Source organism: Vampirovibrio chlorellavorus (assembly GCF_003149375.1).
Classification (GTDB): Bacteria; Cyanobacteriota; Vampirovibrionia; order Vampirovibrionales; family Vampirovibrionaceae; genus Vampirovibrio; species Vampirovibrio chlorellavorus_B.
In genome coordinates this window covers 60,292-85,764 of sequence record NZ_QFWH01000006.1, presented here as the reverse complement: position 1 = coordinate 85,764, position 25,473 = coordinate 60,292, and the positions used below count along the sequence as shown (strand labels likewise).

Genomic DNA, 25,473 nt, shown 5'->3' with positions numbered 1-25,473 from the left:
GCGGTCGCCATTAAATACTTGCGCTCGTCAAAGCACCGTGTATCAATAATTGTTTTATTTTAGCTCATGCTTAATGATTTGAAAACGCCTTATCCATTACCAATCCAAATTATATAACATCTCCCCCTTGTCCTTCCCTTGTAAACATTGGCAATGTTTCACATATAACTGTTTTTATTATTTTATAACTTTATAACCATTACATTGCGCAATATAGGAGAGAATTATCATATGGTAATGCCCAACAATATCAATATTGGGATTCTCAATAATCAGATTCAAAGAGTCAAAAACGGTAGTGCTGGTTTTATTGGTCGACTGGAAAATATGCTCTCAGGGACCAAGGATGGAAAGGTGAACAAAGCCGAATCCCAAGAAGCATACGATGCACTGTTGGCTCAAGCCGGTGACCAAATTCCACAAGAAATCAAGAACCGCTTTAAGGATGGCCAGGCCTTTGCCGATCAATTCGAACAAATCGATGTATTGGGCGTTGATGATGGCTATGTCGACGAGAAGGAATTTGCAAAGTTTCTATCTCCAGAAACCGAGGCTTCTTCCAGTGAATCATCAGCGGAGGATCTCCCAAAACCTGATTCTGAAGCAAAACCTGATTCTGAAGCACAACCTGAACCGGATGAAGACTAAACCCTCCCTTAAAATGGTCTTTATAGCGATCAAACTTTAAACCAACCCAAGAGCCGAGAGCGAATGCTCGGCTTTTGGGTAAACAAGACCGCGCCAAAGGTCAAACAACAAACTCGGTACGCTTCCAAGGCGGCTCCATCCGGATAGCACTTCCAAACGAGGTTGCGCTTGTCACTAGAACAGTGTTAAAAAAGCTGATAGTCCAGACACTAGCCAAAAAACTCGTCCAGCATCTGTTCTCGGTAATCCCACAGGCGCTCCAGTTGAGAGCGCACCAACAAGGCCAGCAAGCCAGCACCCAGCCCCCCGGGCAGGGCGTAGTGAATCACCTCCCGGATTTCCACGCCTTGGGGAACAGCCTCTATAAAGTGCTTGTGCTGCCAAAAGGCGAACGGCCCCAGCTTTTGCGATTCCACAAAGTAAGCCATCGTTTCAACGTGCGTAATTTCAGACAGCCACCGGAACTTCAGCAAACCAAACGGCTGAAGCTGATAGAGCCTGAGCAGGCCGGGATAAATTGTTCGGGGCAACTCATAGCTCTCATCTCGCAAGTGAACCCAGTCCGGGGTGATTTGCCCCACGCTGGACGGATTGGCGAAAAAGGCCCAGGCCACATCCACGGGAATGGGCAAGGTCTGGGATCGAATCAGGCAATAAACTTTCATTACTTTATTTTGCCGGATCTTCCGGGAAAGGGCCAGAGGCTGGCATAAGGCGATTGGCTGGTATGCCACTTTAGACAGAATTTTCCAGAATTCCAAAAACTGTGGCAAAAGGCTACCAAGCCAGACCCCGCAGCCCTATAATGGGTATATGGAAAGAACGTATCTGGATCAGTGCCTGAAGGATGGCTTAACGGTGCGTTGGCCGGATTCGGCCATGCCCCTGAAAGTGTATGTGGCCCCTTTCCGCTGGTACGAAAAATCCAAGCAAAACGAGTCCTACGCCTACAACCAAATGGTTTTCGACGCCTTTGAGCTGTGGAGTAAAGTCTCAGAGGGGAGAGTGCGCTTTCAGCAGGTGGCCCAGCTGGATGGTTCGCAGATTGATGTGAGCTGGCGACGGGTGGATCGCAAGTCCCTGGGGCATTGCCAATATCTGGTCAACCAGCAATCCCTGCTTTATTCGGCGGAAATTAAAATCGGCATCTCCGACGGGCTGGTACACGGCCAATACAATGACATGGACGAGGTCAAGCACACCATTCTGCACGAAATTGCCCACGCCCTGGGGCTCATTGGCCACAGCGACGCAGGCGATGACATTATGTACGTGCCGCATCAATACGGGGTGGTTAATATTTCCCAGCGGGACATTGACACCCTGAAGACCCTGTATAAACTGCCCCCGGCTTTCGATTACCTGGCTGTGGGTCGCAAATTCAAGCTAAAAGAACCCTTTACCCTGCATCAGGTGCTGGATCATCTGGAAGGGCGTAGCGAGGCGGATGGTAAAAAAATCGATTTCATTCCCCCGCCCCCACCGGAAAATCCTGCCGTGTTGCAAAGCCAGCACGATATTTTAAGCCACATGGGGAAATTTCATCTGGCCACCCAGAACATCAAGGTCGATCCAGCCCTTAAAAAAATGTTTCTCGCCAAAAAACAGGGCCCCCCGCTCCAGTAAAAAGCATCACATTTCGCAACAAACCCTTCAGTTCTCCCGGGATTCGTCGATTCCCAGAGGAGAAGACCAACTTTCCTTTTGTCGAAAACGGAAAGGCCCACTTATGGCGTTATTCGCCGATTCAGGCCTACCCAAGATCTCCCCGGACTCAACGCCAGAATAGATGGCACCTCCACCCGTTCAAGTCCGTCAACAGCCCGTGTGACCCAAGTCTAACCCTAAAAGGATTGCCTGATGTCAAATGCCAGCGCCCAACAGGGCAGCACCATCGCCGAATACGCTATCCTGCTGACCCTGGTGGCCGGGGTCTCCATCTATGGCATCCAGTCGCTAGGCTCTGCCATGAGTGGCAATCTCAAGAAGGTGGACAGCATGGGAACCATGAGTTTACTGGCCCCTCTGGGCAAAGCCGGGAGCGCTTCATCGGCCGCGGAAGGCGGTGGACAGCCAGACAGCAACGCCCCTGCAGCTGTGACCTCTCCGTCCCTATTGACCGATCCGCCGACAACCATAGGCATAATCGATGGACAACCGACTACGATCGTTGCGGGTACCGTGGGCAACGGCCAGGTAGTCAGTGATGACCGTCCACGCCCGCCCACAACCCCATCGTCCCCGAACAACGCCAACCCCGGAAAATTGAATGTACCCGTCTCGACAGCGGACTTCCGAGAGACCCAGATCGCAGATGACTCAGACTTTGGAGAAGTGCCCCCCCAAGAAGCTGGTCAAGGCGGCAGCTTTGCCGACCCAGCCCCCGGAGGACAACCACCCGAGGGTTAGTCAACCCAGATCGGGTCTTCCCCAAGACCCGCACCAACCCGAGAAAACACCGCACCTTCTCAAAACCTTTACCACCGTAAGTACCCAAACGGTCAACCAAAAGGCCCACTCATGCCAAAACGCTCCGCACACCCTGGTGTCAGTCTAACCGAATATGGCCTGATACTGGCCTGCGTGGTCTGTGTGTGTCTTGCCGCCCTGCAAAGCCTGGGCTCTCAACTCAGTGGGCAGTTCCAGTCTATCACTGACAAAATTGGGAAAGTCAGCGGCAATTTGGGAAATCCTTCATCGCCAAGCATTCCCAATCCGCCCGCCAGTCCCCCTGTCACAGCGCCCGGGGGTAATCTTGGCATCAATGCCGAAGCCCTGAGTCCCTATCCCAATAACGGCATTGCCGGTTCCGTGGCCGGTACTGACAAGAATAACCCTGCTGGCGGCGTGACCGGCCCCCTAAAAATTAAAAATGGCAAGCCTCCAACGGGAACCAGTAACGGTTCTTCTCCATAAGTCCCGCCTTAAAGGCTTTACACAGCAAAGTACGGCCCCTTCAAATGAACCTCCCCAAATGAATCGTCATCCAATACTCTTCCCCGGAGTCCTCCCCCATCCAGCCAAACAAGCAGGAAACCCACATGTCACGCTCTGTCGCAAAATCCGGAGTCAGCCTCACCGAATATGGCCTGATACTGGCCTGCGTGGTCTGTGTGTGTCTTGCCGCCCTGCAAAGCCTGGGCTCTCAACTCAGTGGGCAGTTCCAGTCTATCACTAACAAAATTGGCAAAGTCAGCGGCAATTTGGGGAATCGTTCCTCATCTCCTTCATCGCCGGGCATTCCCAAGCCGCCCGCCAGTCCCCCTGTCACAGCGCCCGGGAGTAATCTTGGCATCAATGCCACAGGCCTGAATCCCTATCCCAATAACGGCATTGCCGGTTCCGTGGCCGGTGTTGGCGATAAGAGTCCGGTAGCAGCGACTAACCGATCCTCTAAAACACAGAAGCGAACCAAGCCTTGATCCTCGATGCAGTTACAACCGGAACACGGAAAAGAAAATAAAAACACGCTATCTGCCTGCAAAACTTTCAGGGAACAGACACAGTCCTTCTTTGGATTAGCCGTTCAGGATGTTGCGAGCAATCACAATGCGCTGAATTTCGGAAGTACCCTCCCCGATTTCGCACAGCTTGGCATCCCGCAAGTAGCGCTCCACAGGGAAGTCCTTGGTGTAGCCATAGCCGCCGTGAATCTGAATGGCCGCGTTGGCCGCCCGGGAAGCCACCTCGGAAGCGTACAGCTTGGCCATACTGGCCTCCTTGGTGAAGGGTAATCCGGCCAGTTTCAGGCGCCCGGCGTTGTAAACCAGCAAGCGGGCCGCCTCAATTTCCACGGCCATATTGGCCAGCATAAACTGTATGGCCTGAAACTCGGCGATGGCCTTGCCAAATTGCTTGCGTTCCCTGGCGTACCGCAGGGCTTTGTCCAACGCCCCTTGAGCAATGCCCACGGCCAGGGCCCCAATGGAAATGCGTCCATTGTCCAGGGTTTGCATAAAGTACTTGAAGCCTTTGCCCTCTTCGCCCAGCAAGTTTTCCGCCGGAATCCGGGCGTTATCAAATTGCAGCGTCCCCCAGTCGGAACCCCGCATGCCCAGCTTCTCGTCCTTGGCCCCCAGCGAAAATCCCGGTGTGTCCTTCTCGAAGATAAAGGCGCTAATGCCTTTGGTGCCAACCCCTTTTTCAGTCACGGCGGTGGCAATGAAGGTTTCCGCGTAGTTGGCGTTGGTAATAAAAATTTTGGTGCCGTTTAGCACATAATGATCGCCCTGCTTTACGGCGGTGGTTTCCGTTCCCCCGGAGTCCGACCCGGCGTTGGGCTCGGTCAGGCCGTAAGCGCCCAGCCGCTTCCCCGAGCATAAATCGGGTAAATACTTGTGCTTCTGGGCCTCATTCCCAAACAGGTAAATGGGCATCACCACCAGAGAGGTATGCGCCGCCACCCCCAAGGCTGTGGAAGCACAGACCCGGGCCAGCTCTTCCACGGCAATGGCGTAACTGAGATAATCCGCCCCGGCCCCGCCGTACTGCTCCTCCACCGGCAGGCCCAGCAGACCCATTTCAGCCATTTCCTGAAAAGTTTCCACCGGGAACCGGCAGTTCCTGTCAATTTCTGCGGCACGTGGCTCCACGCTGCTGACGGCATAGTCCCGAACCATATCGCGAATCATGCGTTGTTGCTCGGTTAAACCCCATTTGTCCTCACTGACGTCTACGGTAAGGGCCATGCTGCCTCCTTAATCTATAACGTCCGCCCAAACTCAAAAGGCGGCTGGTTCCTGAAACGATTCAAAAATGCCTGCTGCGCTTAAACCCGCACTCATTCAGCAAAGCATCCATTGGATGTACCTCTATTGTAAGCCATTCCGAGCCCCGTAGCGCCCCCTGATTTCGGCTACTCCGATAAAAAAACGCGCCCGCCAGATTCCCGAACCTGACTTGACTTACCCATCATTCAACCTATCAGACAAGTAACACTATACGGACTGAACCGCACATTTCAAGGCCCCGACTCCTGAACATCCGATTTGCCAAAAGCATCAGCCTTCATTATCCTGAATAGCAATCCCACTGAATAGCAATCTCAGGAAAAAGTCAGGGCAAGCTGATACCCAGTCCCCCCAGAACCCCTCCCCAGTAATCCCTAGTAAGCCAAGGAACTTCAGGATCATGACCCCCAGCGCCACGCCCGCCGCCTTTATCAAAACCTTTCCGGTTGGCCCCTTGCAATGCAACTGTACCATTATTGGCGATCCAGTCAGTGGGGAGGCCATTGTAGTGGACCCAGGCGGCAGCCCGGAACGCATTATGAGCGTTTTAAACGAGGCCAGCTTGCGGGTGACCCGCATTATCCACACCCACGCCCACTTCGATCACTTTTTGGCCGCCGGGCAAATCCATGAGCAAACCGGCGCCCCGCTTTGCCTGCACCAGGCAGACAAGCCCCTGTGGCAACATCTGGAAATGCAGTGCAGCCGCTTTGGCGTTCCCTTTGAACCGGTTCCCGAGCCGCAGCACTGGCTGGAGCATGAGGAGCCCTTACAGGCGGGCAGCGTCACCGGGCAAGCCCTGTTCACCCCGGGACACACCCCCGGCTCCATGAGTTTCTGGTTTGAGGACAACAACCTGCTGATTGCCGGGGACACCCTGTTTAAAGGGGCCATTGGGCGAACCGATTTATGGGGCGGCGATTACCCCACCATTGAGCGTTCCATCCAGTCGCAACTGTACACCCTGAACGAAAGCGCCAAGGTCATCACCGGCCATGGCCCCTCCACCGTGCTGGGCGATGAAATGCGCCACAACCCCTACGTGCGGGCCCTCCCAAAATAAAGGGGCTCCCCCCTGCGTCTTTCAGACTTTCACTGAAACACGCGTATCGCCAGATGCTGTGCAGCGCCTGATTTGGGTGCCCTAATTTTGATGACCTAATCTTGATGAATGGGTAAAGTCACAATAAACGTGGTGCCAACGCCCACCTGACTGTGCGCCGTCACCTGGCCATGGTGGCGATCCACGATTTTTTTGACAATGGCCAACCCCAGGCCGGAGCCGCCCCCATAATCCTGATCACCGTGCAAACGCTCAAACAGGGTAAAAATACGGTCCAGATACTTTTCCTCAAAGCCAATCCCGTTATCCTGCACCCGAATCTCACAGAACTGATCGTTAATGGGCACGGCGGACACCTCGATTACCGGCGGCACTCCCGGTCGATGAAACTTAAGCGCGTTCCCCATCAGGTTTTGTAGAATCTGCTGCATCTGCACCCCGTCGGCGTCAATGGTCATCATTGGCCCCAGCATCACTTTCCCGTCGCTTTCCCGAATCAGCCCTTCCAGATCGGAAACCACCTCTTCAGCCACCTGCTTTAAATTCACCGGCACAAAGGGCTTTCCCTTGCGACTGATGCGGGACAAGGCCAGCAAGTCATTGATCAGGGTTTGCATTTTGGCGCTGGCCCGCTGCATGCGATTCAGGTAATCGAGGCTTTCCTCATCCAGCCGATCGGCCAGAGACTGTTTTAGATAATCCCCAAAGAGCATGACCTTGCGCAACGGGGCCTGCAAATCGTGAGAGGCCACCGTGGCGAACTGCTCCAGCTCCTTGTTGCTAAATTCCAGTCGGGCCGAGTAATTTTTCAGGGCCTGCTCGCTCAATTTCAGTTCCCGGGTCAAGCGATCCCGCAGGGCTTCACTGCGAACCGCCAGAATCAGATTGGCGCAAGCCGCCAGGTAGGGTTCCAGGTTATCGGCCAAATCCGCCGCGTATCCCTGCGGGCGATTGGCCAGACCCACCATGCCAATCAACTGCTCTCCCTTGTAAATGGGCAGCCCCATAAATGCGTTCAAGGGGGGGTGTCCGTGAGGCAAGCCCCCTCGCCGAGCATCGTGGGCGGGATCGTTGGCAATCACCACTTGCCCAGTCACCATAACCGCACCAAACAGGGTCCTGAGGTTATGGAATTCCATGCCGTTCTCCAGACTTTGCTGATAGAGACGGTTGGTTTCCTCGTTCCAGGAAATATCGGTCAAGAAATCGGTTTTCAGGTAGGGCTGCCCCTCACTGTCCGTAAACACCTCCCCGATAAACCCATACTCACTGTTGGTATACTCCAGCAATCGGTTCAGCAGGTTTTTAAAGACCTGACGGTTATCCTGCGCCCCGATAAACTGGCTTTGGGCGTCGCTGATAATGTGTATGAGCTTGTAGCTTTTTTCCAGCTCCTCCAGCACTTTCTGCTCTTGCTGGTGCAAGTCCAGCTGGTAAAACACCAGACCCAGATAATTGGCCACATCGTGCAGGGCGGCCAGATCGTCTTCTGACCAGAAATGGTCACTGGAGCAATGCTGGACGTTCAAAGCGCCGTACACCTTGCCCAAATAACGCACCGGCAACCGAAAATAGGATCGAATGTGATACCGTTCCAGCAACAGCGATTTCAACTCGGACAAGGCGGCCTGGGTCTGCTCCCCGGGGACCGGGGCATCTTTCAAACACTGGGCGATGCAGTCCAGGAACCCGTCTACCGAGGTAATGGGGGTGGGAAGCGCTTTCAGACAATCCGTGAGATAAAGCCGGGTCAATTCCGCCAATGCCGATGAAAAATCCGAAGCCAGGAAAGGCACAACATCATCCGACGTTCGATACTGATAGGACACCTCCATCGCCGTGCCAGCCCCTTCCGGATGAGGCTTGTAGTAAACCATCAGGGCCCGATCGGCCTGCATTTGCTGCCCCACCAAACGGATGGCCTGATCGATGACCCAATGTACATCCCGGGCCTGAGACGCCAGTTCCAGAATGTTACGGTTCAGCCGTTCCCGTTCCAGATTCTTTTGCAAATCCCGCTGGGCCTGCTTTTGCTGAGAAATATCCATAATCAGCACCACAGCCGAAGCGTTATCCCCCTCCCCCAGCGTGGCCACCGTGACCAGCGCATCCATCCGGCTGCCGTCTTTACGCAAATACTGCTTCTCGAATGCCCGGTATATCCCGGTGGCCTTTAACGCCGTCACCATATCATGGCTGAAATCAATGTACTCCGGCGGTGTGATACGCCACATATTCAACCCTTTGGCAAGATCATCCCGAGTAAAGCCGGTCATCTGCTCGAAAGCCTGGTTAAAATCCACCACGGTGCCGTCCATTTCCGTGTAAAGGATGCCAATTAAATTGGCGTCCATCACCCGCTGCATGCGCAAGCTGGATTGACGCTCCTCGGTGGCGTCAATGGCCAGTAAAATATACCCCACAAACTGACCATCCGGCTGAAACCGGGGAACCCCGTTGTTTCGGAGAAAACGAACGGCGCCATCGGGACGAACCGCCCGATACTCGAAGGTAAACGGCTGTTGTCTGGGAATGGCGGCGCTGTAAATTTCCTTGACGGTTGGTAGCTCCGAAGGATAAACAAACCGCATCCAGCCCTTTTCCACCAGTTCCTGATTGGACTCGTTGGCGAACTCCTGACAGGTGCGGTTGTAATAGACGGCGTTGCCATGGGTATCGGTCAGCACAATGAACGCAGGCGTGGCGTTGGCCAGAATCTCGAAACGGGACTCGCTTTCCACCACCTGCTGGCGCACGTCCTTTAATTCCGTGATATCGGAAACCAGACCCACCACTCGGGGCAGGCCGCCATCCCGTCTGGGAATCACGCTGGCCCGGACATACAACAGACGGTAAGCGCCACTAGCGTGCCGCATCCGCATTTCAAACTCATACAACTTTTGCTCACTCAGGCTCACCTGGGCAAAGGCGCGTAAAAAAGCCACGTCATCCGGATGATACAACGACTCCACATCCTCAAGGCGCAAGGCCTTTTGCTGTTTTTCCAAACCCAGCATGTCATACAGACGATCGTTCCAATAGACTTCACTGGTTCGCAGATCCCATTCCCAAATCCCGTCTCGGCTGGCCGTCATCATCAGCCGCATCCGATCGTCCACCTCCAGCATCTCGGTGGCCAGGGTTTTTCGTTCAATTAAAATGCCCAGCCAATTGCCAAGGGTCTGCAAACAGGCCAATTCAACACCATCGAACACCCGGGGTTCATGGCCCGCCACTTCCAGAACGCCAAAGCCCCGGCCCGGCCCTGCTATCCGCACCGCCACACCACAGGCAAAGTCCTGGTAATCGGGCTGGCCAAAATCGGGGGGCTCCGCATTTAAAACTTCCGGAAAAACCACAGGCTGCTCAGGGCGTGTCGACATGGCATAACTGGCCCATCGGCCAAAACCGGAGGGAAGCAGTTCATCCACTGGATGATGGTTCCACCCCTGATTGGCCCGCAAGATCCAGCCCTGCTGGTCGGCCAGTTCCAGAATGCGCGCGCACGGCAGGCTCAGGGCCCAGCACACATCGTGCGTTACCTGCTCCAACAGCACGGCCAGTGGCAACGCTTGTGCCACTTCACTACTTAAGCGGCTATAAACCGCCTGAAATCGCCCCTGAAGCTCCGCCTGACGCCGCAAGGCGGAAACGTCCTCCTTCAGGGAAATAGCACCATCCGGCTCAACCGGGCGGCCAGCTGATTCTGAGTAAAATTCAAATCCCGAATCTGATTGATCGTGCATGGCTTAAATACAATTGGCCTAAAGCCAGCGGAAGTTGTCTGTAAAAAGACAAAACGCCCGAATGACAGTATGCGTTAGTTAAGCATAAAGACGTTGCCATCTAAATTAGCCAATTCGCTTAAAATACCGCTATAATCCGTGTGCCAGCACGACCCTCCAGAAAGACCCTGAAATGGCTGGAGCCCTATGGCCAAGCGCAAACCGGAGTAACTCCGCCCCATGTCCTTATCGCAGTCCGCCCCGCCTGAGCAAGCCCCAACACCCTCGGTACTGATCAGCGGGGCCAGCAGCGGCATTGGCCTGCGTTGCGCCGCCTTTCTGGCCGAAAAAGGCTACCGGGTCTTTGCGGGGTACCGTCACCCCCCGGACGCCGACAAACTGGCAACGAGGCACCCGGGCATCACCCCGGTGCCGCTGGAATTAACCAGCCAAAGCAGTATTGAGAAGGCCGTCAACGTCATCACTGAAGCATTAAACGGCGCTGGTCTGAACGGGCTGGTGAACAACGCCGGGGTGGTTATCAGCGGCCCGCTGGAATTTGTGTCTCTAGCGGATTGGCGGCACCAACTGGACGTCAATTTAATCGGCCCGGTGACCTTAACCCGGCAATGTTTGCCGTTGCTTCGTCAAAGTCAGGGGCGGATCGTCAATATCGGTTCCGTGGCGGGGATTATGACCCTGCCCTTTCTATGCCCCTACTCGGTCTCCAAGTTGGGACTGGCTGCCCTTTCAGACGCCTTGCGTGTCGAACTCAAACCCTGGGGAATTCAGGTAGCCCTGATTGAACCCGGCAACATCCACACCCCCATCTGGGCCAAATCGCTGCAAACCGCCAAAACCGCAGAAAGCCATTACCCGCCCGACTATACCAAGTTATACGGGCAGGTCATGGACCACGTGAAAGCCGCCTCCCAAAAGGCGGCTGCCCACAGCATCGAAGCCGACGTGGTGGCCCAAGCGGTCTATCACGCCCTCAGCGCCCCTCGGGCCAAAACACGGTACCCGCTGGGCTTGTCGGTTCAAATTCGCCGACTGCTGAGCATGCTTCCCGATCGGGTGCGAGATTGGCTTATCGCCCGGCAACTGGGGCTTTAGGCAAGCGGCTGATTTGAACTTATCGGGATCATCCCGCAATTTACTATTCCCGCTTCAACCTGTCATTCCCGCGGAGGCGGGAATCCAGAATAATGTTGTCATAAGAGGCATTTTTGCAAACAAAGTGAGAATGGCAAATCCCACGTCAAAAGATGACGCCACTCAATATTAAACCTACAGCTTGTGCGGGGTGAAAAAGCGATTCAGGATGGGGATCAGGCGATCCGGGAAGCGCTCGTCATCGTGCGGAGCCACCACAATGCGGGAACAAAACTGCGGGGAACTCAGCCGATTCAGCGTGCCGCAACGGGCCAGTTCCGGGACCAGAATGTTTTGCACGGCCACCACGTTCACCCGACGGCCCAGAGCGTAGCCCACCTCGAAGGCGGTTAGGGGGTCAAATTCCTCGCCGTAGTATATGGCAATCATCAGGTTGGCCCGGTTAATGGCGTCCAGACAGGCTTCCGTGTACAAAATGTCCAGATCTTCGGCGGCGTTACCGGTCAAAACCAGATCAGCCGCCGGTTGCCAATGCTCCAGAGCCCCGTTTTCAGCCAACTCCGGACGAATTTGCTCCGGCATGAACAGCGGGTAGTTGTAGGAGCGCACCAGCTTTGCCACCCGCTGATTAAAAGCGCGTTGCTCGGGGGTGTCAAAAGGGGCGGCAAGGTAAACCAATTCAGTGGAACTTAACATAGTTGTCAGTTTAGCGGAAAGCCCTCCCCTTGAAAATGCGCTGGGTCATTTCAATAGCGGACAGTTGATCCGGGGCAGTGATCTCGGGCAGGCAATTTTGAGCGATTGATTGTTTTTATTAAAAAGTAGGCTGTACTTGGGTAGGAATACCGTGTGTGAGAGCAATGCGAGCCATCGCGTCGAATCTCAACGTTCGCTGAGGGCGTAGACGAGATTCAAAAGCACGGCTGGACCAAACCCCAAGACCATTTCATTGAAGTCATCAGGGTACATTGCGTGTGTGATGCTGTGGGAAGGATGTGGACGGATGCAACAACAAACTCAACAGAGAGGACGGCAAAATCAGGCTCCTGGAAACCCCTACTTGCGGGTAGCGGCCAAAGCGCCGCCCAAACCGAAGCAATCGCTTTCGTATGCTTCATTCGCCATTAACTATCGCAACCGGTCCACCCCGGCCATCCTGCACGATCTGGTGCAGATGGTAGGCTATCAGGCCCAGTCTCTGCTGAAATAAAGCGGGAAAGGAACTCCGGCGGGGAGCGGCCAATGGGGATGGTTTCGGTGGCAAGGGTGTGTTTGTTTCCAAATACCGGGGGTCGTGCTGATCAGGCACGGCCCTTGTGCTAGGATAATGGCGTTTTCGTTTTATGATTCACTCTTTTTTTATTCGCGCTTTGCCCTCTCGCTTTGCCGTTGATTCTACCCAAAGGAGTTTCCACCCATGTCCCCCTCGTCCAGTCAAGCCGTGCCGAACGCAAGCGGCCTGCCCCTCTCCTCCAGCGTTTCCCCCAAAGTGGTGATTGGCATGATTGGCCTCGGTACTGTGGGTTCAGGCGTATTCAAAATTTTTCGGGATCAGCCCGAGATTTTTTTCCAGAAGATTGCGGTGAAAGACGCCAGCAAGACCCGCACCATTGATGATCTGGATTTGGATCTCTTGTCTCAAGACCCCCATGCGGTGGTCAATGATCCGGAAACGCAGGTCATTGTGGAACTGATGGGCGGGGCGGAATTGGCCAGGGATCTGGTAACGGCGGCCATCCGAAATGGCAAGCACGTGGTCACCGCCAACAAGGAACTCATCGCCAAGCACGGCCCCGAACTGTTTGAGCTGGCCCGCCAGCACAACGTGCGCCTTTTGTTTGAAGGGGCCGTGGCCGGTGGTATTCCCATCATCATGCCCCTGAAGCTCTCACTGGGGGCCAACCGCATCCAGGAAATCGCCGGTATTTTGAATGGCACCACCAACTACATCCTGACCAAAATGACCCAGCAGGGCTGGAGTTTTGAGCAGGCCCTGCAAGAAGCCCAGGCCAAAGGCTTTGCCGAAGCCGACCCCACCAATGACGTGGAAGGCTTTGATGTGGGCTACAAAATTTCGGTGCTGTCTCTCATTGCCTTCAAGCAAGTGGTGGACCCACTGGCCATCCATCGGGAGGGCATTACCCACATTACCGCCGAAGACATTGAAAACGCCCGAGAACTGGGCTATGTCATCAAGCTGATTGGTCTGGCCAAGATGACCGACGATGGCCGTCTGGACATTCGGGTTCACCCCATGCTCATTCCCAACCATCACCCCCTGTCCAACGTGCAAAATGAGTTCAACGCCATCTTCGTGAAAGGGGATGCCGTGGGCGATGTGATGTTTTACGGTCGGGGCGCCGGAGAAATGCCCACGGCCAGCGCCGTGGCCGCCGATATTCTGGCCATTGCCACCGGCTTGCTGAAAGGCAATGAGCCCATTCCCTCCATGGTCATCGATCCGGCCATTCCGGCCCAGCTGCAACCGGTGGGAGAAACGGTGAACAAGTACTATCTGCGCCTGAACACCAAGGACAAGCCCAAAGTCATCGGGCATTTGGGCAATGCCTGCGGCGACGCCGGGGTTTCTCTGGAATCGGTCATGCAAAAGGGTATCAATCCCGATGGGACGGCATCCATTGTGCTGCTCACCCAAGCCGTGCGGGAAGATCAGATGAATCAGGCCCTTTCCGCCATTCGGGCGCAGGAAAGCACCCGGGATATCGGCTGCCTGTTGAGGGTTCTGTAATGGCTGGCATATTAGAGCGTTACCGAAATTTTTACGATTTCCCCGCCGATTTTCCCATCATCAGCCTGAACGAAGGCAACACCCCGCTCATTCCCGCCCCCAAACTCTCGGCGGAAGTGAGTCGTTTATCCGGTCAGCCGGGCGTGCAGGTTTTTTTAAAGTTTGAAGGACTGAATCCCACCGGCAGCTTTAAGGACCGGGGCATGACCTATGCCGTATCCCAGGCGGTGGCCGATGGCCATACTCACATCATCTGCGCCAGCACCGGCAATACCAGCGCTGCCGCGGCTGCCTACGGGGCTCGGGCAGGACTGAAAACCCTGATCATCCTGCCCGGTGGCAAAGTGGCTTTGGGCAAGTTGTCTCAGGCCATTATGTACGGGGCGGCCATTGTGGAAATTGACGGCAACTTCGATCAGGCCCTGGACATCGTGCGGGCTCTGGGCGAAACCGGCAAAGTGTGCGTGGTAAACTCCATCAACCCCTACCGGTTGCAAGGCCAAAAATCGGGCGCTTTTGAGTTATGCGACACGCTGGGCGACGCGCCCGACGATTTGTACATCCCGGTGGGCAACGCCGGAAATATTTCCGCCTACTGGATGGGCTTTAAGGAATACGCTGATAAGGGCCTTTCCTCCAAGCGCCCCCGCATGTGCGGGTATCAGGCGGCCGGAGCTGCCCCCATTGTGCTGGGTCATAAAATCGAAAAACCGGAAACACTGGCCACCGCCATCCGCATTGGCAACCCGGCCAGCTGGCAACTGGCCGAAGCGGCCCGGGATGACTCCGGGGGGCGCATTGATTCTGTGAGCGATCCGCAAATTGTGGCCGCTTACCAGTTTTTGGCCAGCCGGGAAGGCGTTCTGTGCGAACCTTCCAGCGCGGCCAGCGTGGCCGGCTTGTTAAAGGCCGCAACGTTATCCCAAGTGCAGGCCCACAGCACCATTGTATGCGTGTTGACCGGCAACGGCCTGAAAGACCCCGACTCGGCCATTGAGTACGGCCACCCCCAACGGGCCCAACTGCCTGCCGATTCCGAGCAAGTGGCCGCCTTCTTCGGACTCTAAAACCCAGAGAATCCCTCTCACGCCCCGGCGTCCCCAAAGAAAGCTGGGCACGATGGCCCCAAGCGCTTCCTATCGGCTTGCGCTGCGCACGCCGTCTTACAAAAAGGAATGGAAAAGCCCCCCTCACCTCAAATTAATTTCGGCGAAATCTAGAGAGCCGGAGCCATCAACTGGGCGCCTTCGGTGTCCACGGTCAAATCGTTGATCGTCATCGACCAACCTTCAGCCTGAATCAGCCCTTGCAGCTTCTCCAGCAGAAACGCGTGGATGACGGTGGGGTAAAAAATGGCCATGGTCGACCCAGAACCACTGATAATCATCCCCAAGGCCCCATCGGCCATCACCAAACGCTCAATGGCATCGTACTCGGCGATTAACTGCCGACGATAGGGCTGGTGCAAGCGGTCTTGCAAACTGGCCCGGAAGGCATCGGGGTCTTCCCGCAACAGGGCATAGGTCAGCGTACTGGCCTTGCGCAAGTTGAAAATGGCATCCGCCATGGCCACGGAAGACGGTAAAATGCGACGGGCTTCCTCGGTGAGAACCTCATAATCGGGGCTGACGGTCAGCACCCGCCACTCCAAGGGCCAAGGCAGGGGATAGGGCCGTTCATCATACAGTACCACCCCACCCAGCAGGGCCGGGGCCACGTTATCGGGATGCCCTTCAAGGGACACGGCCACAGCCAGCAGCTCGGGCATTTCAAAGCGTTGATTCAACAGGTGATTGGCAGCGATGAGTCCGGCCACCACCGCCGTGGAACTACTCCCCAAGCCACGGGCCACCGGGATATCGGCAGTAATCCGCACCTGCAATGGGGGACGGGATTGCCCCGCTTTTTCAAACAGCCGATCCATGGCCACAAACAGCAGGTTTTGACCCACCGCCCCAGCAGCCGAATCGCTGGCCCGCTGCAAGGCGGACACATCGGCGGCCCCATCCGGAGAAAAGGTCAGCCCATCCCGCTGGGCTTGCTGAAACTCGAAGCCATTGTACAGGGAAACAGCCATGCCAAAACTGTCAAAGCCCGGCCCCAAATTGGCGATGGTGGCGGGAACGCGAACCGTAAACATACCGATGAATCCTTATAAGCCAACGATTAGCAGACTGCAACACTGTAGGTCAACAGTGTAGCGCAAACACACCGGACAAGCGGATAGGGCCGGCGTCCCGAGGAACGCCCCTTCCCGATCAGTTACTACCCGGAGCAGTCGGGACTGCCCGTGTGGCTAACCGGACTGAAGCAAAAAATGTACACACACGGGCAATATAACAAATGGTTAAAAAAACATAATATATATTTATTGAAACAAGTTTAAACCCTATAGCTCAAACGTACTTTCCACGCTTTACCACTCGTACCCTTTGCAGGTCTTCTGTAAAGGGTTTTTCTTTTTAAAAAAATCGCCCTAGCCAGGTGGGGTGGTATCTCTAGCCGCCCGGGTGATATTCGCATCCCCGGGGTCCTCATTATGATGTTGATATCACCATTAATTAAACCGATAGCTCAAACGTACTTTCCACGCTTTACCACTCGTAGCCCTTCTGATGGAAGGGCTTTTTTATTGCCCTCAGGCAGCTTTGTCAATGCTTATTGCCGCTTACTGCGGAATTATTCCCGAAATACCACGAACACGGCCAGCACAATCAGGACAAAGCCCACCACGTAGTTCCACTTGAAGGCTTCCTTCAGGTAAAACACCGAAAACAGGGCGAACACCACCAGCGTGATCACTTCCTGCATCACTTTCAACTGGGCCCCGCTGAACTGCCCGTACCCCATGCGGTTGGCGGGCACTTGCAGGCAATACTCAAAAAAGGCGATGCCCCAGCTCACCAGAATGACGATCCACAGGGGCGAACTACGAAACTTGAGGTGTCCGTACCAGGCAAAGGTCATAAACACGTTGGACAGGGTCAGCAACACAATCGGCCACATCAGCCGGTCACCGGAATGCGGGGAATCACGCCCAGCCCGGGGCGATGGGGCAGGTAAAACCGGCTGCCTTCAAACACAATCCCTTCATAGGGATCTTCGCCCATCAGCAGGGCCCCGTCCAAATCGCAGTAATCCACCAAGGGGCTGAGTTGGGCAAAGGCAGTCACCGACAGGGAACTTTCCCCGAAGCCGCCCAGCATAATGCGCAAATTGTGGGCCCGGGCCGCATGGATCATGCGCAGGGCCTCCGTCAGTCCCCCGGTTTTGGTGTGCTTTAAGTTAATGGCATGAAAATACCGGGCGCAGCGGGGAATATCTTTCAGAGTGTGGCAGCTTTCATCGGCCATCAGGGGCAAGGGGCTTTCCGCCTTCAGGCGCTCATAATCCGCATCGGTGCAGGTCAGCTTGAGGGGCTCTTCTACAAACTCCACATGGTTTTCACTCAGCAGGGGGGCGATGTTGAGAAAATCCTGGACCTCCCAGGCGGCGTTGGCATCCACCCGCAACGTGACCTGAGGATGGGGGGCCAGGGCCCGAATGGCCTCAAACAGCGGGGCATCCTGAGGCGAACCCAGCTTGACCTTTAACACATCGTAGCCCCGGGACAGGGCGATTTCGGTTTTCCGTTTGACGGTATCCAGATCGGCAATGCCAATGGTGTAGGAGCTTTTGGGAGCTTGGGTCGCATCCAGTCCCCACAGCTTCCACACCGGCAGGTTTAGAATTTTGCCTTGCAGATCGTAAAAAGCCTGATCAATGGCCGATTTGGCGGCTAAATTCCCGGGAATTTTCTCAAAGCGGGCCTGTAGTTTTTGAATTTCAAACGGGCTTAAATCGCTCAAAACACCGTCGCCATTCAGCTGGTCATAAAAGCGGCACACGGACTCGGCATCTTCCCCGTAGAAGCTGGAAGGAACCGCTTCCCCCTGCCCCTGATAGGTTTTCCCCTCGTGGTCGGCATGGAGCGTCACAATCACCGTGGTGCTTTCGGCGTTGGATTGCCGGGAAATGGTAAAGGTAAACTCATAGGGCAGGGTGAGCCTTTGATAGTGAATTTGCACGAGATTACATCCTTGTGGTTGTGTGCCAGATCAGAAAAGTGAATGGGTCAGGCCAGCGAATCGGCGGTGTTTTGTACCGGAATCACGGCCAGCGCCTCCAACAGGTGTTGTACGCCGTAGCGCACCGGGTCGGTGGCCGGTAGGCCCGTTTCCAGTCGAAGTTGATGCAGATGACGCTCGGCTTCCTCCTCAGACAGGGCGGAAGTATTCACGGCAATGCCTGCCACCCGGGCTTTGGGCTGTCCAGCGGGACGCACCCAGCTTGCCGCTGTTTCATAGAGCTGAATCAGTTCCCGGGCCGGGGGCATAGCCACCTGCGGGTAGTTGCGAATGTGGGTTTGTCCAGCCTGCGTACATAAAATCATGGCATCCGGATTAGACCCATGCAGCAGGGACAGGGTCACCCCGGAATAGGCCGGATGCAGCAAAGAGCCTTGCCCTTCCACAAACAGGTAATGCGAAGAGTTTTGCTTGCCGGTGGGGGTCAGGCTGGCAATTTCATCCTGAATACAGCGTTCTATGCCACCGGCCATAAAATCCCCAATGACCCGATCCAGCGGGACCCCGCGTCCGGCAATGAGGATGCCGGTTTGCCCAGTGGCCACAAATCCACTGGAGGCCCCCTGCTGACGGGCCTGATGGCACAATTCGAGGGCGGTGTGCATTTTACCCACGGCGCAATCGGCGCCCACCATGGTGATTACTTTTAAATGCTCCGGCCGAGGGTGCTGGTGGTTGATCTCCTGAAAGCGATGCCGACCATAAGCCGCCGGGTCCCGCACATCCCACAGCGTAATGCCATGCTGCTGGGCCAGACTCACCAGATCGGGCTCTTCTTTCAGGAAAAAATGCAAGCCATTAATAATGTGTAAGCCGTTTTCAATGGCTGCTTTTAAAATCGCTTTCCAGGCCGGGGGCAGTTGCCCGCCCGGTGGGGCCGTGCCAATCAACAGGGCTTTGGGGCCAAGGGCCAGCGCCTCCTCCAGGGTGGCCACAATGGGGGCGTCGCAGGGCAGGCGGGTGATGTCTCGCACGGTGTGACCGGCCTGAGTGCTATCGAGGACCGAAGTAATGGGCCATTGTCCGTAGCGAATAACGCCCAAGGCCAGCTTGGACTGAGATTGCCCAAAGCAACCTTCGGACAGGATCACTAAAGGCGTACTGCCGGGGTTGGGAAAACTGGCCGCACCGTCCAAATTTTCCACGCTGAAACTTGCCATGCTCAAACTCGCTCTCGGGGATTTTTTAATCGGCCTCAGCTTTTATTCTAGGCCTTTTTGAACGCCCTGAGAATATGATTGTTCCGTATGCAAGAAGCAAGTTTTCCACGCCTAAAACCACAGGAAGCCAGACTATCCTTGCGGGAAAGAATACAGCCTCAAGTACCCCAACACCACCATAGACAGATTATCCGCTGGTGCCCAGGCCGGTGGCCACGCCTTCAATGCTGGAAACAATCACCCGGTGATAGGCTTCCAGCATGGGGCTATTGGGCTCATCCACACCCAATTGGCGATACTTGGACAACAAGCGCACCTGAATGTAATTCAGCGGATCCAGATACGGTTCTTTCAGCTCGATGGAACGCTTCAAAAACTGGGATTCCGGCTCACTCAAGAGGGGTCGCCCGCTAATTTCCCGAATCATGCGCAGGGTAAGGTCGTATTCGGCTTCAATATCCGCCAGTATGGCTAGCGTGTTGGGTTGATCCTGAGCCAGACTGCAATAATAGCGGGCAATGCTGAGATCGGTTTGCCGCAGAATGATTTCACTGTTTTCCAGAATACTTTTCAGGAAATGCCACTGCTGATAGGTTTGTTGCAGCACGGCGGTATTTTCGGCGGGGTTCTCGGCCACAAAGCGGGACAATGCCGTACCCAGACCATACCAGCCCGGAATAATCTGTCGGGACTGGAACCAGCGGAACACCCAGGGAATGGCCCGTAAATCGCTGACACTCTGTATATTGCGCCGGTGACTGGGCCGGGAACCGATTTTAACCAGCTCCACTTCCTTGGGGGTCACCTGCTCAAAGTATTCAATAAAATGGGGATTTTCGTGAACCAGACTGTTGTACTTACTGCGCGCGTAACCCGATAACTGCTCAGCCAGAGCTTCCCAGCGGGACGCCTGAGTACTGGCGTTCCCTGCCGCAGCCCTGTCCTCAGTGTCGATATTTTTCTGGATAATGGCGTTCAGCAAACTTTCGCAGCGGGCCTGGGCGGTTTCCGGCACGTTGTAAAACCGGGACAGTACTTCGCCCTGCTCGGTCAGATCCTGCCCGTAGCGCACCGTGTGAGGCGGCAAGGCCTGAATGGCCCGCTGGGCAGGTCCGCCGCCCCGGCCCAGATTACCGCCCCGGCCATGGAAAAATCGCAATTCCACCCCGGCCTCTTCGGCCACGGCCCACAGGGCTTGCTGGGCCTTGTAGATACTCCAGTTGCTGGTGAAGTATCCGCCGTCCTTGTTGCTGTCGGAGTACCCAACCATGATCATCTGCCGATTGCCCCGGCAGGCCAGATGCGCCCGGTAAGCGGGATTGGCGAACACCGCCCGCATAATGCCCACGGCGTTCTGCAAGTCGGGAATGGTCTCAAACAAGGGCACAATGTCCATATGGCTTTCGTAGCGCTCCGCCTCACCGGGAGCCGTTAGCACCGGGTAGAACAAGCCCTGGGTTTTCATCACCAGCAGGGCCGAATACAAGTCCAGCGGGGAAGAGGCCATGGTCAGCACCAGATTCTGGCAGGCGTTGGGGCTGATAAAGCGACGGGCCTTATTGGCGGTATTCAGCATGCCCAGCAGGCGCTGGATGTACTGGCGCTCCTGAGGGGAATAAGGAAGGGCCTCGCTTTCCCAGTGCTGGGTATTCACCACTTTGGGGGAGAGAATTTCTGCGGTCAAAGCGGTTTCCATAGGAAGCGCCGGATCGACTCTGGCCGCGGTCAGGATGGCCTGGGCCGTGCGGTTGATATGGCTGCTCTCTTCCCGCAAATCAATCGAGGCAAAGTGGAAACCAAAAATGCGCACGGTCTGGCGCAGTTTATCCAGTCGCACCTGCACCGAGCGGTGATAGCCCTTTTCGGTCAGACTTTGGCACACCAGATCAAAATCGGCCAGCAGGGCCTGACTGCTGGGATAAATAAATGGCGCGCTCAAATCCTGATCCGAGGACAAGAACACGTTGCGGTTCAGGGTGCGCTCCAGACGCAGGGCCATTAAATTCAGCTTCAGCCGGTAGGGTTCCCGCTCCATTTGCTCGGGGTAATTGCGCACTTCCAGCCGGGCCAGCCGCAGCCCCTCCAGATCATTCAAAATAGAGGTTCTCAAGGCCTCATTGACGCCCACCCGGTGCCAGGCGTGGCTGATCTGATTCAGGGTGCCTCTCAAGTCATCCACGTAACGGCCCAATATGGCCCGATGCTGGCGTAATAAGGCGTCTGAAAACACCTCCGGATTCACAAAGGGATTTCCGTCCATGTCCCCACCCACCCAGCTGCCCAGTGTCATCACCGGTTCGGCGGAAAGACTGTCGGATTCCGGATAGTAGAAGTGGATGGCCTGATGCAGTTTCTGATGCACACTGGGCAAGGTCTTATATAAGGTATGGGTCAAGTAGCTCAGCACCCGGCTGATTTCCTCGCTAGGCTCCGGCTTGGTCCAGCGGCTGAACTGGGTAGCCCACAAGACCTCTATTTTTTCACTGAGCTGCATCAGGAGCTGTTGCTGCTGAAACGGGGAAACACTGGGGGCGTGCATGGCCTGCAAAATGTAGAAAATATCCTTCTGGTGATGCAGGATGGTTTGTCGCAGAATTTTAGTGGGATGGGCCGTGATCACCAGACGGGCGTCCAGCCTGGCTATGGTGTCTTGCAGGTGAGATAAAGGCAGCTGGGCGTCTTTGGCCTTACGAATAGCAGCCAGAATGCCCTGAGAGGGCTCCTGATTGGCCGTATTAAACTTTTCGCTCTGGTGGTATTCCTCGGCGATACCGGCCAGCAGCAGGAAGAGTCGAAAAGCAGCCACCGCCTTGTGCAACTGGGCCCGCTGGGAAAGATCGTCCTTGCCCAGCAACTCGTCCTCAATAATTCGGTGAATGCGCTCTACCCCGATTTGACCGGACTGACGGCGGGCCTCCTTGGAGGACTGGCGCAGGGTTTCAATGAAACGGTAAAAATCCTCGCCCTCATGCTCGCAAATAATCAGACCCAGCAAAGCGCCCAGCAGGCGCACATCATCGGTCAGGGCATCGCCGGTCTTGGTGGGAACGGCTTTTTCAAAGTTGCCGGAAACCTCCCCATCCGCAGTGGGGGCCACCGCTAAATTGTCCAGAATGGGCAATTGCCGCCGAATGCGCAAGTATAAATCCCGCTGGGATAGAAAAGCAGTGGTTGGATTATCAAGAATGCCCATGGCGGCATCATAGCAAAATCACGGCCCAGTTGAAACTTTCAAAAATCAGAAAATGTTATACTTTTTTTAAAAAACATCCCGGAACAGCGTTTTAAAAGAAGAAGGGGTCAAAGTGAGCATTGTACTCAAAAAACTGTCCGGCTCACCCTACTTGTCTTCCACCTGGCCTAAAGATCTTCTGGCCTCGGTTGTGGTGTTTTTGGTGGCCCTGCCCTTGTGTCTGGGGATTGCCATTGCCTCGGGCGCCCCACCCATGACCGGGCTGATTACCGGTATCATCGGGGGGATCGTGGTGGGCTGGCTGGCCGGTTCTCCCCTGCAAGTCAGTGGCCCGGCGGCTGGACTGGTGGCCCTGGTGGCCGAAATTATCACCGACTATCAAATGCAGGGGCTGGGCCTGATCCTCATACTGGCAGGGCTTTTGCAATCACTGGCCGGATTCCTGAAATTGGGTCAATGGTTTCGAGCCATATCGCCTGCGGTCATTCAGGGCATGCTGGCTGGCATCGGGGTCTTAATCGTGGGCAGCCAGATTCACGTCATGCTGGACGTAACACCAGAAAGCAACGGGCTAACCAACATTTTGTCCATTCCACAAACCGTAACCAAAGGACTGTTTCCTCAGGAAAACGCCACCCACCACTGGGCGGCCCTGATTGGGTTCATTTCTTTTGCGGTCATTACCCTGTGGAATCTACTGCCCGCCAAGGTAAAATTGATCCCGGCCAGCCTGATGGCGGTCATGGCGGGTGTGGTCATCGCCCAGTGGGTGAATTTACCCATTCGCTATGTGGAGCTGCCGGGCAGTATTCTGAGCGCCCTTACCCTGCCCACCCTTCACAGTGTCGCTCTGCTGACAGACCCGCAAGTGTGGGTGTGGGTGCTGACCATCGCCATTGTGGCCAGCGCCGAGACCATGCTCAGCGTGACCGCCGTGGATCACATGCAGGACGGTCCCCGGGCCCATTACGATAAGGAAATGATAGCCCAGGGGGTGGGCAATACCCTGTGTGGCCTGGTGGGAGCCTTGCCCATGACCGGGGTCATCGTGCGCAGTTCCGCCAACGTGCATGCTGGCGCCCAAACCCGCTTGTCCGCCATTTTGCACGGCGTCTGGCTACTGGGCCTGGTCAGCTTTTTCCCCCATCTGCTGCAATTAATTCCGACCGCCAGCCTGGCCGCCATTCTGGTTTACACCGGCCTCCGGCTGGTCAGCATCAGCGCCATTCGTCGGCTGTGGGGCATTGGCAAAACAGAAGTTCTCATTTACGCGGTCACCCTGGTGATGGTGGTGGGCACCAATCTGCTGGAAGGGGTCATCGCGGGCTCTCTGGTGGCCATTCTCAAGCTGCTTTACACCTTGTCGGATCTGACCGGGAAATCCGTGGAGAACGCCGACGGCAGTGTGAATGTGTACCTGAAAGGAAGCGCCACCTTCCTGAGCCTGCCCAAGCTGGTGACCATACTGGAGCAACAGCCTCAAGGTCGAAAATTGACCATTTACATTGATGAGTTGAACTATTTTGATTATTCCTGCCTGGAGGCTCTGGAAAGTCTGGAACATCAGTACCATCTTTCCGGCGGTGTCCTGTCCGTGGAGTGGCAGGCCCTGCGAGACAAATTGCCCGGCAAAAAGCAGGCCTACGCCAAGGGAGCGGTATCCAGCCACCCTTGAAATCCAGTGAAGCTAACCTCCCAACCCGTTTATAAAACTGCGTGCAGCTCCAACAAATAAATAGAGAACGCTTAGGGCCAATGTGCTAGGCATTCTTTTTGAACTCGCTTTACTCAAACAGTTACAAGCGGGTTGGGAGGGCAGCCTCACCTAAAATGAAATCAAAACTTGCTCAGACTCGCTTATTCAGACGACCCTACTCAGACCGCCTTGCTCAAACTATCCTGCAACAGGGCGTCCAGTTCCCGAATGTGGGCCTGTTTGACATCCATAGGCAAGAAACTCGCCTCAAAACTGTTTTTGGCCAGCTGAATCATCTGGGCCAGCGACAAATTAAGGGCCTGCTGGACGGCCAGATAGTTTTCCGTGAGGTAGCCCCCGAAATAGGCCGGATCATCGGAATTGACGGTAACGCACAAGCCTTGCTCCAGCAGGGTTTTCAGGTTGTGCTGGCTCATTTCCGGGAAAACGCACAACTTGATATTGGACAAGGGGCAAACGGTCAGGGGCATGCGCTCCTCACGCAAACGCGCCACCAGTTGAGGATCTTCCAGACAGCGCACCCCATGATCAATGCGACTGACCTTCAGCAAATCCAGCGCTTGCCAGATGTACTCCGGCGGCCCTTCCTCACCGGCGTGGGCCACAGTCAGCAAGCCCTCGTTGCGGGCCCGATCAAAAACCGTCTTGAACTTTTCCGGGGGATGGCCCAACTCGGAGGAATCCAGTCCCACGGCATGAATCCACTGCTTGAAGGGCAGGGCCTGCTCCAGCGTTTGCATGGCGGCCGCCTCGCTCAGGTGGCGCAGGAAGCACAGGATCAATCGGAAACTGATGCCATAGGCGCTCTGGGCATCGTTCAGGGCCCGGTGGATTCCGCGAATGACCGTCTCAAAAGGCACCCCCCGATCGGTGTGGGTTTGCGGATCGAAGAAGATCTCCACGTGACGAACGTTCTGTTGGGCCATTTTATCCAGATAGGCCCGGGTTAAATCGTAAAAATCCCGCTCATGCAGCAATACCTGAGCGCCCTCGTAGTAAATGTCCAGAAAGGATTGCAGATTGTGGAAGTTATAGGCCTCCCGCACGGCGTCCACGGTGGAAAAGCGCAGGGGAATCCGGTTGCGCTGGGCAATGGCGAACATCAGCTCCGGCTCCAGAGAACCTTCAATGTGCAGATGCAATTCCGCCTTGGGCATTTGGTGGATCAGGGCTTCCAGATTAGCGCTGGGCGACATGGGCAGACACTCCTTTGGTTTTGCGGGGGCAGAGCGGTTTAATTAATCG

Annotated in this window: 21 protein-coding genes; 11 read left to right on the top strand and 10 right to left on the bottom strand. The window is 55.4% G+C overall.

Features of this window, described 5'->3' with window-relative positions; genetic code table 11:
- Nucleotides 1–237: 237 nt before the first annotated feature.
- Nucleotides 238–648, top strand: coding sequence for a hypothetical protein (locus DF283_RS08985; protein ID WP_303674439.1), 411 nt, complete (start codon nucleotides 238–240; stop codon nucleotides 646–648).
- A gap of 209 nt (nucleotides 649–857) precedes the next feature.
- On the opposite strand, the gene DF283_RS08980 is transcribed toward DF283_RS08985, so the two are convergent.
- Nucleotides 858–1,313: an SRPBCC family protein gene (locus DF283_RS08980; protein ID WP_303674438.1), complete on the bottom strand. Its 456-nt coding sequence runs from the start codon at nucleotides 1,311–1,313 to the stop codon at nucleotides 858–860.
- 148 nt (nucleotides 1,314–1,461) lie between these two features.
- Between DF283_RS08980 and DF283_RS08975 the strand changes: the two genes are divergently transcribed.
- The 4 genes from DF283_RS08975 to DF283_RS08960 all read left to right on the top strand — a co-directional run bounded on the left by DF283_RS08975 (nucleotide 1,462) and on the right by DF283_RS08960 (nucleotide 4,070).
- Nucleotides 1,462–2,274, top strand: coding sequence for a matrixin family metalloprotease (locus DF283_RS08975; RefSeq protein WP_303674437.1), 813 nt, complete (start codon nucleotides 1,462–1,464; stop codon nucleotides 2,272–2,274).
- Between the two features lie 234 nt (nucleotides 2,275–2,508).
- Nucleotides 2,509–3,057 carry a hypothetical protein gene (locus DF283_RS08970; protein ID WP_303674435.1) on the top strand — a complete coding sequence of 183 codons (549 nt, stop codon included), beginning with the start codon at nucleotides 2,509–2,511 and terminating at the stop codon, nucleotides 3,055–3,057.
- Between the two features lie 111 nt (nucleotides 3,058–3,168).
- Nucleotides 3,169–3,564: a Flp family type IVb pilin gene (locus DF283_RS08965; protein WP_303674434.1), complete on the top strand. Its 396-nt coding sequence runs from the start codon at nucleotides 3,169–3,171 to the stop codon at nucleotides 3,562–3,564.
- 125 nt (nucleotides 3,565–3,689) lie between these two features.
- Nucleotides 3,690–4,070, top strand: a complete 381-nt coding sequence (locus DF283_RS08960; RefSeq protein ID WP_303674432.1) for a Flp family type IVb pilin — start codon at nucleotides 3,690–3,692, stop codon at nucleotides 4,068–4,070.
- 96 nt (nucleotides 4,071–4,166) lie between these two features.
- On the opposite strand, the gene DF283_RS08955 is transcribed toward DF283_RS08960, so the two are convergent.
- Nucleotides 4,167–5,336 (bottom strand): acyl-CoA dehydrogenase, encoded by a 1,170-nt coding sequence (locus DF283_RS08955; RefSeq protein ID WP_303674431.1) that lies wholly within the window; start codon nucleotides 5,334–5,336, stop codon nucleotides 4,167–4,169.
- A 442-nt stretch (nucleotides 5,337–5,778) separates the two neighbouring features.
- Here DF283_RS08955 and DF283_RS08950 point away from each other — a divergent pair, with 442 nt between their 5' ends.
- Nucleotides 5,779–6,441 (top strand): MBL fold metallo-hydrolase, encoded by a 663-nt coding sequence (locus tag DF283_RS08950; protein ID WP_303674430.1) that lies wholly within the window; start codon nucleotides 5,779–5,781, stop codon nucleotides 6,439–6,441.
- A gap of 95 nt (nucleotides 6,442–6,536) precedes the next feature.
- On the opposite strand, the gene DF283_RS08945 is transcribed toward DF283_RS08950, so the two are convergent.
- Complete coding sequence (locus DF283_RS08945) at nucleotides 6,537–10,187, bottom strand: PAS domain S-box protein (protein ID WP_303674429.1); 3,651 nt, start codon at nucleotides 10,185–10,187, stop codon at nucleotides 6,537–6,539.
- A 219-nt stretch (nucleotides 10,188–10,406) separates the two neighbouring features.
- Between DF283_RS08945 and DF283_RS08940 the strand changes: the two genes are divergently transcribed.
- Nucleotides 10,407–11,282, top strand: coding sequence for an SDR family oxidoreductase (locus DF283_RS08940; protein ID WP_303674427.1), 876 nt, complete (start codon nucleotides 10,407–10,409; stop codon nucleotides 11,280–11,282).
- A gap of 174 nt (nucleotides 11,283–11,456) precedes the next feature.
- Here DF283_RS08940 and DF283_RS08935 read toward each other — a convergent pair whose 3' ends face one another.
- Nucleotides 11,457–11,978 (bottom strand): nucleoside 2-deoxyribosyltransferase, encoded by a 522-nt coding sequence (locus tag DF283_RS08935; RefSeq protein WP_303674426.1) that lies wholly within the window; start codon nucleotides 11,976–11,978, stop codon nucleotides 11,457–11,459.
- Nucleotides 11,979–12,285: 307 nt separating this feature from the next.
- Between DF283_RS08935 and DF283_RS08930 the strand changes: the two genes are divergently transcribed.
- From DF283_RS08930 to thrC, 3 genes are all read left to right on the top strand, one after another.
- Entirely contained in the window at nucleotides 12,286–12,492 is a 207-nt protein-coding gene (locus tag DF283_RS08930) for a hypothetical protein (RefSeq protein ID WP_303674425.1), read from the top strand.
- 207 nt (nucleotides 12,493–12,699) lie between these two features.
- A complete protein-coding gene (locus DF283_RS08925) occupies nucleotides 12,700–14,031 on the top strand; it encodes a homoserine dehydrogenase (protein WP_303674424.1) in 1,332 nt (443 codons plus the stop codon).
- A complete protein-coding gene (thrC, locus tag DF283_RS08920) occupies nucleotides 14,031–15,098 on the top strand; it encodes a threonine synthase (RefSeq protein ID WP_303674423.1) in 1,068 nt (355 codons plus the stop codon). The genes DF283_RS08925 and thrC overlap by 1 nt, the downstream gene beginning before the upstream one ends.
- Before the next feature lie 149 nt (nucleotides 15,099–15,247).
- On the opposite strand, the gene thrB is transcribed toward thrC, so the two are convergent.
- The 5 genes from thrB to DF283_RS08895 form a co-directional block, all read right to left on the bottom strand.
- On the bottom strand, nucleotides 15,248–16,171 hold the full coding sequence (gene thrB, locus DF283_RS08915) for a homoserine kinase (RefSeq protein ID WP_303674422.1): 924 nt from the start codon (nucleotides 16,169–16,171) through the stop codon (nucleotides 15,248–15,250).
- Nucleotides 16,172–16,710: 539 nt separating this feature from the next.
- The gene (locus DF283_RS08910) at nucleotides 16,711–17,037 is read right to left on the bottom strand and encodes a DMT family protein (protein ID WP_303674420.1); all 327 of its coding nucleotides are present in this window, start codon (nucleotides 17,035–17,037) and stop codon (nucleotides 16,711–16,713) included.
- On the bottom strand, nucleotides 17,037–18,098 hold the full coding sequence (locus DF283_RS08905; protein ID WP_303674419.1) for a dipeptide epimerase: 1,062 nt from the start codon (nucleotides 18,096–18,098) through the stop codon (nucleotides 17,037–17,039). The genes DF283_RS08910 and DF283_RS08905 overlap by 1 nt, the downstream gene beginning before the upstream one ends.
- A gap of 47 nt (nucleotides 18,099–18,145) precedes the next feature.
- The gene (locus DF283_RS08900; protein WP_303674418.1) at nucleotides 18,146–19,318 is read right to left on the bottom strand and encodes an N-acetyltransferase DgcN family protein; all 1,173 of its coding nucleotides are present in this window, start codon (nucleotides 19,316–19,318) and stop codon (nucleotides 18,146–18,148) included.
- Nucleotides 19,319–19,505: 187 nt separating this feature from the next.
- A complete protein-coding gene (locus DF283_RS08895; protein WP_303674417.1) occupies nucleotides 19,506–22,511 on the bottom strand; it encodes a phosphoenolpyruvate carboxylase in 3,006 nt (1,001 codons plus the stop codon).
- A gap of 112 nt (nucleotides 22,512–22,623) precedes the next feature.
- Here DF283_RS08895 and DF283_RS08890 point away from each other — a divergent pair, with 112 nt between their 5' ends.
- Nucleotides 22,624–24,186, top strand: a complete 1,563-nt coding sequence (locus DF283_RS08890; RefSeq protein ID WP_303674416.1) for a SulP family inorganic anion transporter — start codon at nucleotides 22,624–22,626, stop codon at nucleotides 24,184–24,186.
- A 200-nt stretch (nucleotides 24,187–24,386) separates the two neighbouring features.
- Here the strand turns inward: DF283_RS08890 and DF283_RS08885 are convergent, their stop codons facing one another.
- Nucleotides 24,387–25,424: an adenosine deaminase gene (locus tag DF283_RS08885; RefSeq protein ID WP_303674415.1), complete on the bottom strand. Its 1,038-nt coding sequence runs from the start codon at nucleotides 25,422–25,424 to the stop codon at nucleotides 24,387–24,389.
- Nucleotides 25,425–25,473 lie beyond the last annotated feature (49 nt).

Coding starts and splice junctions, on each gene's coding strand:
- DF283_RS08970 (WP_303674435.1), top strand. CDS start 2,509: ATGTCAAATGCCAGCGCCCAACAGGGCAGCACCATCGCCGAATACGCT.
- DF283_RS08940 (WP_303674427.1), top strand. CDS start 10,407: ATGTCCTTATCGCAGTCCGCCCCGCCTGAGCAAGCCCCAACACCCTCG.
- DF283_RS08930 (WP_303674425.1), top strand. CDS start 12,286: ATGCAACAACAAACTCAACAGAGAGGACGGCAAAATCAGGCTCCTGGA.
- DF283_RS08935 (WP_303674426.1), bottom strand. CDS start 11,978: ATGTTAAGTTCCACTGAATTGGTTTACCTTGCCGCCCCTTTTGACACC.
- DF283_RS08885 (WP_303674415.1), bottom strand. CDS start 25,424: ATGTCGCCCAGCGCTAATCTGGAAGCCCTGATCCACCAAATGCCCAAG.
- DF283_RS08965 (WP_303674434.1), top strand. CDS start 3,169: ATGCCAAAACGCTCCGCACACCCTGGTGTCAGTCTAACCGAATATGGC.
- thrB (WP_303674422.1), bottom strand. CDS start 16,171: ATGTTTACGGTTCGCGTTCCCGCCACCATCGCCAATTTGGGGCCGGGC.
- DF283_RS08980 (WP_303674438.1), bottom strand. CDS start 1,313: ATGAAAGTTTATTGCCTGATTCGATCCCAGACCTTGCCCATTCCCGTG.
- DF283_RS08925 (WP_303674424.1), top strand. CDS start 12,700: ATGTCCCCCTCGTCCAGTCAAGCCGTGCCGAACGCAAGCGGCCTGCCC.
- DF283_RS08955 (WP_303674431.1), bottom strand. CDS start 5,336: ATGGCCCTTACCGTAGACGTCAGTGAGGACAAATGGGGTTTAACCGAG.
- DF283_RS08895 (WP_303674417.1), bottom strand. CDS start 22,511: ATGGGCATTCTTGATAATCCAACCACTGCTTTTCTATCCCAGCGGGAT.
- DF283_RS08975 (WP_303674437.1), top strand. CDS start 1,462: ATGGAAAGAACGTATCTGGATCAGTGCCTGAAGGATGGCTTAACGGTG.
- DF283_RS08900 (WP_303674418.1), bottom strand. CDS start 19,318: ATGGCAAGTTTCAGCGTGGAAAATTTGGACGGTGCGGCCAGTTTTCCC.
- DF283_RS08910 (WP_303674420.1), bottom strand. CDS start 17,037: ATGTGGCCGATTGTGTTGCTGACCCTGTCCAACGTGTTTATGACCTTT.
- DF283_RS08985 (WP_303674439.1), top strand. CDS start 238: ATGCCCAACAATATCAATATTGGGATTCTCAATAATCAGATTCAAAGA.
- DF283_RS08950 (WP_303674430.1), top strand. CDS start 5,779: ATGACCCCCAGCGCCACGCCCGCCGCCTTTATCAAAACCTTTCCGGTT.
- thrC (WP_303674423.1), top strand. CDS start 14,031: ATGGCTGGCATATTAGAGCGTTACCGAAATTTTTACGATTTCCCCGCC.
- DF283_RS08960 (WP_303674432.1), top strand. CDS start 3,690: ATGTCACGCTCTGTCGCAAAATCCGGAGTCAGCCTCACCGAATATGGC.
- DF283_RS08945 (WP_303674429.1), bottom strand. CDS start 10,187: ATGCACGATCAATCAGATTCGGGATTTGAATTTTACTCAGAATCAGCT.